Raw genomic sequence first — 11,827 nt, 5'->3', positions numbered from 1 at the left:
TTTGGGGGTGCAGTGACATGGACAAAGCCCCTGATATCAACGCTACTCTGTCATCCTAGTCACTCTTTAGCGAGCAGAGTCTTGTATTAAGCAATGTTTCGCCAGCAGTATCACCTTTTGAAGTGCTAACAGTGCTAACAGCCCCTGTAAGGAGGACGGTTGTAGCAGCAAGGACGGCTGTGCTAGCGAAAAATCTCTGCTGAGTCATACGTTGATTAAACGAGTGGACTAGAAGGTTTGGCATCGGTACGTTGCGATCGCAGCAAGCACTTCATGGAAGGTTAGACCACTCCTTGCGCTAGAAGGTTCAATGACTTTGAAACACCTGCTTTAGGGAAAACTGCTTGTTGCACGTCAGGCAAAGAAAGCTGTTGCTCTGCTTGTATCAATCAATGGTGTTAACTACCGACTTCAAGTGCCAGATCCCCAATTTCGGAATCTGGTTTGGCTAAGCAAGCAAGGCTACGCCAAGCAGCCGGAGAATGGTGCAAATTAATCGCAAACGGTGCAGTATAAGATCAAACCAAGCGTCTCCATTGTTGCGCTGCCTCTCTCCTTCATGCAAAGCCATACTATCGAACCCTTTTCTAACAATTGGGCGTATTTGAAAGCAGAACTCACCTGGCTCGATCGCGTCTTAGGCATGGCAATTGCACGGCAACGGCAGGAAACAAAGGTCGTCGATCGTGTGGCGCGTTCTCGTGTCGATCGTGTGACCAGCCATTGGTGGCGCGGCTTGGTCACGCTGGAAGGAGAAGCCGCTTACGATTCGCCAGTCGAAAACCCACGACAGCGATCGACCATCCCTAAAGCCAGCTATCAGCAACAGCTAGAAGCAAAAATTAAGGTGAGCCAGCAGAGTGGTATTGTCCTGGGGCTACCGTTACTTTGTAGCCGCTTACAACTTGGCACTGCGGAAAAAAACCTTTTGTTGATGGCACTTGCACCCGAAATCAGCCGTCGTTATGCGCGCCTTTACAACTATCTGCAAGAAACCGAGCATCCCGGTGCAACAGGGTTACCAACCGTCGATTTGATTTTGCGTCTTCTGTGTCGCACGGATGCCGACTGGCGATCGCTGCGGCAGTCTCTTACAGAGGACTCAGCCCTAATCAAGCATCAACTACTAGACCTGCGATCGTCCCACGCCCATCCTTTACTAGCTCGTCCAGTCAAGCTCCCCGACCCCTTAGTCAACTATCTGCTCGCCGATCAACCAGAAAGTCATGCCTTAGAAACCTTATTACAGCCCCCTCCCTGCTCTGCTCCCGCCTCTCCCCTTTCCTCTCTCCTCACATCTTCTCCCTTCCCCTCTCCCACCCAGAACCTCTGGTCAGCGCTCATTCTTCCCCCCGCCTTGCTGGCAGACTTGCAACACTTGTGCCATCGTGTGCAGTTTGCCCAACAGGTCGATGAAGACTGGGGCTTTGCGGCGACTGGGCTGCAACTAGACGATCGTGTGGGAACGATCGCGCTTCTAGTTGGCGCATCCGGTACAGGTAAAACATTGGCAGTACGGGCGATCGCTCAAACTTTGAAAACGCCTTTACTGTGTGTCGATCTGGCTCAACTGCATCAGGATGATGTGCCCTCACTGCTGCAAGCGATCACCACCCAAGCCCCTCCAGTGCTGCTGCTTAAGTCGGCAGAGTGTTGGTTTAGTCGAACGTCAGCGCTACCCAATACAGTGCTGCATCAATTTCTTGCCTTACGGCAGCAGCAGCAGAGCATTACGCTATTGAGCGTGCATCACAAACATAGCCTTGCTGCCCAGTGGCGACGAGAGCTTCACCGACTTTTGGCGTTCCCTATGCCAACTCAGGCAGAACGGCTCAAACTCTGGCAGCAAGCGTTCCCCGAAGTAGTTCCCCTTGCTGAGATCGACTGGGAGCAACTGGCGCACCTACCGTTAAGCGGAGGTGACATTTACACGATCGCCCGTGATGCTGCTATCTATGCTGCCGCTGCAAACATCAAACTGACGACGCAACACTTGATCCAGGCGTATGAACGAGTCAAGGGGTCACAAAGCAGAGGTAGAAAGCTTTGAGTGTTTTGAACTAGCTTTCAGCTTTTAGCCTTCCAAAAAGCAGTAACTAACCCCTTCTACTGACTGCTGGCTGTTTATGGCAATCGATCGCCCAGCTTACTGACGATCGGCAAGCGCAGTGCTTTGCGCCGCCAGAGCTGCACCATCAGCCAGAGATTCACCAAAAAGTAACCAGAGGTGAACAGGCTGCTGGTAATTAATAGCGGTAGTGACAATGATTCGGACGCATTTGCGCCTGCACCCAGCAGAATGTAGCCCAAAAGCCAGCCTAGAGCCAGCGTCACCACAAGGCGGCTCAAATTTTTCTGCTGGCGCGTCCCTTTGCCACGGTATAACGTCCAAAGCGCTGGGAAGAAGCCTACTACAGGCACCAGATACAGGAAAAGTTGGAGACGCTTAAAGTCTTCATTCTCAAAGGGTTCCCGGTCATACATGGCGTGTTGTTGGCGATCGATTGCTTTGATCCTAAACGAAGCCAGCACAGATTGAGTTGTTGCCGAAACCTGGCGGTGTTAAGTTAGTCAGTTGGTTTAGCTTCAGCGCTTGACTGCACGACGAGGGCTGCATCAGTTCCTTGGGACGATCGCCTGTCCAGTCGTTTGATCGAAAAAATGAATCTTATCCGCACTGATTGAGAGCCAAAGTTCTTCACCCAGCTTGATAGCGCGATCGGGTTCAATGCGTGCTTGGAGCAGTGCCGTTTCATCGCTGGCACCAACAAAACGCACTGCCAGATAGGTTTCGCTACCGAGTGCTTCAACCAGTTCTACCTGCACGGGCAAGTTTTTGGGTGCAGCCGCGCCAATATTAAGGTGTTCTGGACGAATGCCGAGGGTTAGAGTTTGCCCGTCGTAGGGTTTCAGCGCAGTTTCCCAGGCTTCGGGCAGAGTCAGACGAAACTGTGAGTGAGTAATTAGCAGTGGTGCCTTGAACTGTACAGGTAGAAAGTTCATCGGCGGCGAACCAATAAATTCCGCTACAAAACGATTGGCAGGATGGTTGTAAAGCTCCAGTGGCGAAGCAATTTGCTGGATCTGCCCTGCGTTCATGACGGCAATGCGATCGCCCATCGTCATTGCTTCTGTTTGATCATGGGTCACATAAATCGTGGTTGTGCCCAACTGTCGCTGAAGCTTCACAATTTGCGATCGCGTTTCGGCTCGCAGTTTGGCATCTAGGTTCGACAATGGCTCATCCATCAAAAAGACCTGTGGATTGCGTGCCATTGCTCGTCCCAGTGCCACCCGCTGCTTTTGCCCACCCGACAGTTGCTTGGGCAATCGATGCAGCAACGGTTCGATTTGCAAAATCTGCGCGACAGAGCGCACTTGCTGGTCGATCGATCGCTCTCTCGCCGAGCGAAACCGCAACCCCTTCGGCAATTTGCGTGTCGTCTCAATCAACAGATTCTCAGCCCAGACTGGAAGTGAGGTGTGAGGTGTAAGGTGTGAGGTGTGAGGAGAAGAGTTTTGAGTTATAAGTTTTAAGTTTTGAGTTGATCGTTCATTCCCCTCCTCCTGCCTTCTGCCTTCTAGCTCCCCATTCCTAACTCCCGACTCCCGACTCCCTAATTTCGTCCGTCGCAGCCCAAACGCCAGATTCTCGTATACCGTCATATGCGGATACAGCGCGTAGTTCTGAAACACCATCGCGATATCACGCTCTTTCGGTGCAAGGTTGTTGACGAGGCGATCGCCCACGTAAATATTGCCTCCGGTCAGTTCCTCTAGCCCTGCAATCAGGCGCAGCAGTGTACTTTTGCCACACCCAGAGGGACCCACTAGCACCATAAATTCGCCGTCTTCGATGGTCAAATTGATAGCACGGAGAACACTGGTCGCGTGCGATCGACGCGCAGAGTCTTTAACAGCTACGCTGCTTTTGTCGATCGGTGCTAACAATGGCTCTGCTGCAACTGTTTTCGGCGCTGGTTCACCGCCACGACTGGAGAAGCTTTTATAAATGTTTTCAAGAATAACCTGTGCCACAACAATTTCTATCTCTCTAATCGATTAACTTAACGCTGATTCGTCAGTGAACTTATGGTGAGCTTGCATTATACGAGACACATTAGCCGCTCTACCATTACTGCTTATCCTATGTTGAGTCTCATTGGATCAATCGCTCTCTATTTGTGCTTAATCCGATCTGACTGGGCACTCTAGGCGGAGAATCCCCTAGTTAAATCCTTCGCCTAATTGCAGCTATGACAGCCTCTCAACCTAACCTAATGGAACGCGCTAGAAAAGCTGATACAGAAGCTATTGCAGCCTTGATGAATCGTTCCCTGCAAGCGAAAGGCATTACTGCTAAAGTGAGTCTTAAAGAACACTGCTTAAAAGTCATGCTGGAAGCGCCTCAAGCACCAGAACAGCAACCCTTAGTTGAATTTGTTCGCAAGGGCATCACTGGTTTAAGCGTTGAAGCCATTAAGCAAGTAAAGGTCTATGGTCGAGAGCAAGGCGAAGATTTTCCAAACTGGCAAGAGGAGTTTGAACTAGTTGTACAAGCTGCACCAAACGTTGTCGAACTCGCCAGACAGGGAGATGTTAACGCGCTTGGTATAGTTGTTGCTAAGTGGTTAGAGGCTCAGAATGCTACTGCAAAAGTTAGTTTAAAGGATGGCTGCTTACGGATCATGCTAGAAGCGATCGAAGTGCCAGCCCAACAAGCTATCGTGCCACTGTTGCTTGACAACGTAAAAGCTTTAGGTATTCAAGATTGCACCAAGCTAAAACTGAGTGGACGCGAACTTGGTGACGATTTTCCAGATTGGCAACAAGATTTTGAACTTGATGAATCAATTAACTCAACCGCATCTCTACCTGATGCGTCAGTTGCGCTCATACCTGAAACGAGTGCTCAAGCATTGAATCTAGAAAAACCTTCAACTGAAGAACCGTCTTTTTGGGGTTCCATGTTTGGGGCAGTTGCAGGAGCTGTGGGAGCTGTTGGCGGTACAGCAGCTTACGCCGGCGGGGCGGTTGCAGGCACAGTGTCGGGAACAGCTGGATCGGTTGGTAATGCAGCCGCGCAGGCAGGTGGAGCGATCACTGGCACTGCCTTTGGAGCGGCTGGCGCATTAGGTGGCATGGCATTACAAGCGACAGATGGCGTTGGCTACGTCTTTGACATGATTAACAGTAGCCCGCAATTACAAGATCTGACTAAAGCACTTAACGTAGACTGGCTACTCAAAATCGCTGAGCAGGTGGACGTTGTGCAAGCTGAAACGCACGTCAAAAATTTACAGCGAAAATATCCAAATGAGAAACCTGGTGACATTGCCCACCGTGTGATGCAAGAAAAAGCTCTCCACGTTGGAGGAACAGGGTTTGCTAGTAGCTTACTGCCAGGGTTCGCGGCGGCGATGATTGCCATGGATCTAGCAGCCACTACTGCATTACAGGCAGAAATGGTGTATCAGATTGCCTGTGCTTACGGGCTGAATCTATATGAACCAGCCAGAAAAGGTGAAGTCATGGCAATTTTTGGCTTGGCGCTGGGTGGCAATGCTGCACTTAACGCAGGTTTAGGGTTTGCAAGAAACATTCCTGTTGCAGGCGCGGTAATTGGCGCGGGTAGTAACGCTGCCATGCTGTATGCCCTTGGATATGCCGCTTGTAGATTCTACGAAGCAAAGCTGACTCCCTTATCACCTCCAACTGCTCTCAAAGCGTCTCAAGTTGAGAGTGAGAAATACCTGCGAGGCGCGATCGTTCAACAGGTGATCATGGATCAAATCTTGGTTCATGTCATTCTAGCTGGCAATCCAGGCAAAACATGGGAGGGGATTCTGCCAGAATTACAGACATTTGGCTTTAGTTCAGCTTCACTAGAGGCGATCGCTGCGAATGCTAAATCTCCTCCTACTCTAGAGAAACTGCTTAACCAAATTAATTACGACTTTGCCATCCCATTGCTGGCTCAATGTCAAAAAATTGCTCGACAAGACGGAGTGATTACACCAGAAGAAGCAAGAGCTCTGGCAACTGTGACAAACAAACTAAACATTCAACAAGTTTAGTCACAGTTGCCTTTTCGTAGAGGTAAGAACGAGTTGGCGAGCGCTGCCTGAGTCAGATCGATCGCGCTCCGATTCTTTAAGACAGAGGAAGCTTGGTCTGCAAGCGTCTCGACGGTGTATGTAATAGTGAAGAAACGAGCGTTGCACACTGCTACCGATGCCAGCCTGTCCTCGTTGCCACCAATCTGTTGCGCCACAGGCGATCGCCTGTCCCTCTTGTCATATGCCGCTCAAGGCGCATGGTCATCCCGGTATGCCACTGCACCGTGCTACAGGCTCTGAACCACTGTGCCTGACCTGCACATATCATGCTGATGATACCTGTACTTTTCCCAAACGCCCTGAGGCAATGGACTGTACCTTGTACAACGATGTTAATAAGCCGCTGCTGGTGGCTCCTGTAAGCTACACAGGTAGCGATCGCCTGAAAACCTGGGCAAAACGCCATGCAGGTTTTTTGGCGCTGCTTGGGCTGTTGCTGCTCAGCTTAATGGTCGTACTAGTGCGGTAAAGCCAGCGTGCGATCGATCTCCTGTCGCAAACAGATCAGTGCTTCCTTCACTTGAACAAGTAGTTGCGCGGGATGGTCAAGCTGCTGTTGCCGTGCTTGATCTTCTAGCTGTCCTGCAACGACTGCGATCGCTCGCCCTCCAACACTCGATGCGGCTCCCTTAATTAAATGCGCTGCTTGCTCAATTTGGTAACAATCACTGGCATCAATGCCCTTTTCTAGCGCCTGCACATACGGTGGTAAGACACCCATCAGCACTTGCAAAATTTCTCGCTCATATTCACTGTCACCCGCCGAAAGCTCGTGCAAATATTGCCAGTCAAGCACGTCGAGCGACTGAGCAGAGGGCGCAGCAACGTCACTTAGCGTTGCTGCCGAGGGTTGCGTCGCTAGTAGCAGCGTTTGAGGTTTTGTTTCAATGAGCGGCGTTGTCTTTCTGTGGGCAAGTGCTTTCTCTTGCAGGCTTTGACTCCAGTGAGCCAGCTTGATTGCTAATTCTTCTTTGCGTACAGGCTTGCTGAGATAATCATCCATGCCAGCTTCAAGACAGTGATCCCGGTCTTCTTTCATTGCATTTGCAGTCATGGCAATGATGATCGTGTGCTGATGATCTAGCGTTGCTTCCATCGTGCGTATGATACGAGTTGTATCATAGCCATCTAGCAGCGGCATCTGGCAATCCATCAACACAACGTCGTAATGTATGTTTTCCATTAATGACAGCACCTCTTGCCCATTAGCAGCCACATCGGCAGTGTAGCCAAGGGTTTTTAATTGATGTAGCGCTACTTTCTGATTGACGGCACTGTCTTCTGCTAGCAATAGCTTTAATCGAGTCACCTTCGTCTGTAGTGCATCCGGGTCCGACGGTAGGGGTGTTGGGGTCGGTGCTGCCAGCGTACGCTCCATCACTGTAGCCTTCGTTGGTTGATGCATCACCGCCATTAAACTCTCCAGTAACCGAGCCTGACGGACTGGTTTCCCAAGGCAAGCCGAAAAGCCACAGTCAAGTAAGCGTTGGGTGTCACGTTGATGGCGTGCTGTCATGAGGATCAACGGCATCGACGTGAGTGCTGGGTCAGCTTTGATTTGTTGCCCCAGCCATTTGCCATCTATGTCAGGCATTTGCAAATCGATCAGAGCGAGCTTGTAGGGCTGTTTCGCTGCTGCTGCCTCTCTCAGCATTTGTAACGCTACGATCGCATTGGCAGCCTCATCCACAGCCATTCCCCAGTCAGTGGTTTGTTCGCGCAGCATCTGACGATTTGTTGCATTATCATCAACGATGAGGATTTTTAGCCCGTCAAAACCCAATGTGCGATCGTTGGTTGACGCACTAGCGGGCAAAGAAGGCTGCTTTTCAAACGGGATGGCGAACCAAAATCTAGACCCTTGATTGACAATACTTTCGACACCGATCGTACCGTTCATACACTCAACCAACTGTTTGCAAATCGCTAACCCTAAGCCAGTGCCGCCATATTTTCGCGTAGTGGAAGCATCTACCTGAATGAATGGTTCAAACAGTGTCGGTTGGGCAGCCTGCGGAATGCCAACGCCTGTATCATCCACAGAAATGGTGATTGTGGCTGTTGTATCTGTTTCGGCTGCTAAGGAAACTCGAATGACTACTTCACCTTGATGGGTAAATTTAATCGCGTTGCCGGTTAGATTAATCAAAATTTGACGCAGCCGAGTCACATCACCTCGTAGCGCGATTGGCACCGTTGACGGTAGCAGCGTGACGAGTTCTAGTTCCTTGCTTTGCGCCGTTGCTGCTAATAGATCAGTCACCTCTTCGATACAAAGGCTGAGATCAAAATCAAGTATTTCAAGTGCGACTTCTCCGGCTTCCAGCTTAGAGAAGTCGAGGATCTCATTAATTAGGGTCAGGAGATTATCGCCGCTACAGCGAATCGTTTCTGCAAAATCTTGCTGCTGTGAGTCCAGCTTTGTATCAAGCAGCAAGCCCGTCATGCCAATTACTGCATTCATCGGCGTGCGAATTTCGTGGCTCATCGTCGCCAAAAAGTCGCTCTTTGTTTGTGCGGCCTGCTCTGCCTCTTTACGGGCAGTTTCGGCGGCTTCACGTGCTTGCTTTAGCTCCAGGTTTTGTTGCGTTAACGTCTGACGCTGCTGTACCTGAGTCGCTAGAAGACGCGCTTGTGCTAACGCAATACTTACCTGATCTGCCAGTTGTTTGAGGAAGTCAATTTCAAAGGATTTCCAACGCCGTGGTGCTGAACACTGGTCAGCAAACAGCAAGCCCCACAACTGCTCATTCTCAAAAATCGGCACGCCTAGAGTCGCTTTAATTTGAAACTGTTTGAGCAGGTCTTTGTACCACAGCGGTAGGCTGCACTGCTCAATGGTGTCGATCGCCAAAATGCGCCTGTCGAAGTACGCCTGTATGAGATCCTCAAACGCTGCTTCTGGTAGCTGATAGTTAAGGATAGGTAGCCAGCCTTCGCTAACAGACTCAACGACAACGGTAATATCGTGATGACGCTGAAGCTTATAAATCGACACCCGATCAGCTTGCAAAAATTCCCGTACTTCTGACGCGGTAGTCGTCAGAATATCGTTAAGTTCGAGTGATTGCCGAATACGGAGGGTAATAGTGGAGAGAAGCTGCGATCGCTGGCTCTGCCGCAGCACTTCTTCCTCCACCCGTTTGCGCTCGATAAACTGACCAATCTGCCGCCCGATCGCGGTCATCATCGTGAGCAAGTCGTCATCTGCCTGCCTGGGCTTTTGATTGAAAGCCGAAATAACGCCTAAAACCGTGTCTTTAGCCACAATGGGAAACCCGTACCCTTGACACAGTGATGCCCTGAGTGCGGCTGCTTTACCTTGAAAGTTCTGCTCTTGAGCAATGCTCGTGATCCAAAGCGGTTTTTGCTCTGCCCAAACACGCCCAACTAGCCCTACACCAGGCGCAAAGGTTAATTGCTGCGTACTGGCTTCAAACTCAGCAACATTGAGCGTTGGTTGGTGCCAGGTCGCGACAAAGTGCATCAATTTGGCTTCGGAGTCAACACGCCAAAGTTGACCCAAATCCCAGTGCAAGTTTTCGCAAAGAGCCTGCAAGATTTGGGGCGTTGCTTCACTCAGTGTTGCGGATTCGGCTAAAACTTTTGTAATGCCATATTGAGCACGGCGATGACGTTCAGCCTGCTCCTGCTCACTAATGTCATGCATTGAGCCACAAGTACCTGTGACGGTCCCATTAGCGGTTTTGGTGAGACTGACCAACGTTTCCATCCAACGAATGTCACCTGTTTTTGTGAGATAGCGAATTTTGTGACGACCATCGCTTTGTTGTCCTTCCAGCAAGGCGTCTGGGGGCTGTGCCGCGCGGTGTCGATCGTCAGGATGCACGAAGTCTAAAAAGTGTTTGCCCAGGCTTTCGTTGACTGAAAAGCCCATAATCTCAGTCCAGGCGGGGTTGAGAAACGTCCACAGACCAGCGACATTGCGCTGAAAAATTACCTCTCTAACGCTATCAACCACTGAGCGGTACTGGTGTTCACTGTCTCGTAGGGCAGCTTCAGAATGCCGTAGCTCTGTGATGTCAGTACCTGTTTGGACGAAGTACTCCACCGTGTTGTTAGCATCTAGCAAACCCGTACTCGACCAGGCAATCAAGCGTCGATCGCCCGTTCGTGTAACCCAGTGATGCTCGTGCTGGCTGGTAACAAAAGCTTTGGTCTGTAAGCTGTCTAAGATGTCTTGAGCGGGCTGTACTGCCTCTGCTGCTAGCAGCACGTCTTCCAACCGCTTGCCTGCTACTTCATTAAAGCTATAGCCAGTCGCGAGTTCACACGCTTGATTAAAGCGCACAATGCGGCGCTTGCGATCGAGTACAACGATAAGCGCACCCGCCGTATCTGTAATCGCAGCCGTCAAATCGCGCTCTTGCTCAAGCTGGATCTCAGTGCGCTGACGCTTGTTGATTTCGTGATACCCCAGGTAAAAAAGCAGCGAGAACGTGCCGAGATTGAAGATAAGATTGCCGATCAACCGACTTGTCGTTGTCGCTGCTGTCGTTTCTACCTGCGTTGACCACTCCTCTAAGAAGAGCGCTTCTGCCGCTGCATTGGTGTTCATTGCTTGCTGTCGGCGCTTGGCGAGACTCTGATAGTCATTCTGAAGCACTCGCAGCGATGCCTCTATGCCGCCTGCACGCCGCTGTTCGACCACACGCTGCATGGCGCTCGCTCCTTGCCCAATCATCTGTTCCAGTTGCTGAAGCTGTGGTTGCTGATTGGGCTGCGTAGCCAGGTTAGACAGTGCTTGAAAACTGTGCTTTGCCCTTGCCACCGCCAAGTTGTAGGCTTCCAACTCTTGCTGTTGTCCTGAAATGGCGTAGCGGTACTCGTTTAGCTCGATCTTGTCTAGTGCGGTGAAGATCTGCTGAATGTGCTCAAACGCCATGTGTTGGTTAGACGCCAACTGGTAGGACTGCACTAAGTCACGCACGCTGCGGTAAGACATAATGCTAACCCCAATGACCATGACGGAGGCAAGACCTAAGCCCAACGCCATTTTTTGGAGAAACTGCCAGCGCATCTTAGCCAACGGTTGGCGTTTTACAGCAACGCGCTCCCAAACTGCCACGCTGCGCCGCAATTCGAGTTGTTTGATTACTTGCTGCGCTAGAACGTAGAGTGCGTCAATTTGTTCAGCACTGAGTTGTCGGGGTACCGTATCAATGATGCACAGCGTCCCCATCGCATAGCCATCAACGGTAATCAGTGGTACTCCAGCGTAAAAGCGGATGTAGGGTGCGCCTGTGACAAGTGGATTTCGGGCAAAGCGATCGTCTTCCAGGGCATCGGGCACGATAAAGATTTTTGACTGTAAAACAGCATGGGCACAGAACGCGAGATCGCGGTGCGTCTGTGATGCCTCTAACCCAACTTTAGATTTAAACCACTGCCGTTCGGCATCAATCAGGCTAACTAACGCAATCGGCGCTTGGCAAATATAGGCAGCCAGCCGTGTAATGTCATCAAATGCCTTCTCTGGCTTTGTATCCAAAATCTTGCACTCCAAAAGCACCTGCTGTCTAGCAAGTTCATTCGTAGGCATAGGCGCAGGAAGACTATTGCTTTGAGTCGTCATTCAAGTTGCTAAAAAAGAGGGCAGTGATATCGATCACGCTCTTTTGTAAGCTAGCACTTACGGTAACAATCACAAATCGTAGATAACCCTTAAGTTAAGCAGTGGTGAAGAC

General features: G+C 50.5%; 6 protein-coding genes. 3 read left to right on the top strand and 3 right to left on the bottom strand.

The features are described 5' to 3' along the window. Positions 1-559 precede the first annotated feature (559 nt). Positions 560-2,050 (top strand): AAA family ATPase, encoded by a 1,491-nt coding sequence (locus tag H6F76_RS23235; RefSeq protein WP_190511844.1) that lies wholly within the window; start codon positions 560-562, stop codon positions 2,048-2,050. A 74-nt stretch (positions 2,051-2,124) separates the two neighbouring features. Here H6F76_RS23235 and H6F76_RS23230 read toward each other — a convergent pair whose 3' ends face one another. Beyond that, positions 2,125-2,532: a hypothetical protein gene (locus H6F76_RS23230; RefSeq protein WP_347240184.1), complete on the bottom strand. Its 408-nt coding sequence runs from the start codon at positions 2,530-2,532 to the stop codon at positions 2,125-2,127. 84 nt (positions 2,533-2,616) lie between these two features. Then, a complete protein-coding gene (locus tag H6F76_RS23225) occupies positions 2,617-4,038 on the bottom strand; it encodes an ATP-binding cassette domain-containing protein (RefSeq protein ID WP_190511842.1) in 1,422 nt (473 codons plus the stop codon). Positions 4,039-4,256: 218 nt separating this feature from the next. On the opposite strand from H6F76_RS23225, the gene H6F76_RS23220 reads away from it, so the two are divergent. Beyond that, entirely contained in the window at positions 4,257-6,077 is a 1,821-nt protein-coding gene (locus tag H6F76_RS23220; RefSeq protein WP_199322320.1) for a hypothetical protein, read from the top strand. Between the two features lie 157 nt (positions 6,078-6,234). Further along, entirely contained in the window at positions 6,235-6,588 is a 354-nt protein-coding gene (locus tag H6F76_RS23215; protein ID WP_190511840.1) for a zinc ribbon domain-containing protein, read from the top strand. Here the strand turns inward: H6F76_RS23215 and H6F76_RS23210 are convergent. Then, a complete protein-coding gene (locus H6F76_RS23210) occupies positions 6,577-11,682 on the bottom strand; it encodes a GAF domain-containing protein (protein ID WP_206754407.1) in 5,106 nt (1,701 codons plus the stop codon). The genes H6F76_RS23215 and H6F76_RS23210 overlap by 12 nt on opposite strands. Positions 11,683-11,827 lie beyond the last annotated feature (145 nt).

Origin of the sequence: Leptolyngbya sp. FACHB-321, from assembly GCF_014695975.1 — a bacterium.
Classification (GTDB): domain Bacteria; phylum Cyanobacteriota; class Cyanobacteriia; order Leptolyngbyales; family Leptolyngbyaceae; genus Stenomitos.
Note: the sequence above shows the minus strand (reverse complement) of the source record. Positions and strands in the feature narration are given on the sequence as shown.

Excerpts from the sequence above, each read along its gene's own strand:
- H6F76_RS23235 (WP_190511844.1), top strand. The coding sequence starts at position 560 with ATGCAAAGCCATACTATCGAACCCTTTTCTAACAATTGGGCGTATTTG.
- H6F76_RS23215 (WP_190511840.1), top strand. The coding sequence starts at position 6,235 with ATGCCAGCCTGTCCTCGTTGCCACCAATCTGTTGCGCCACAGGCGATC.
- H6F76_RS23220 (WP_199322320.1), top strand. The coding sequence starts at position 4,257 with ATGACAGCCTCTCAACCTAACCTAATGGAACGCGCTAGAAAAGCTGAT.
- H6F76_RS23210 (WP_206754407.1), bottom strand. The coding sequence starts at position 11,682 with ATGCCTACGAATGAACTTGCTAGACAGCAGGTGCTTTTGGAGTGCAAG.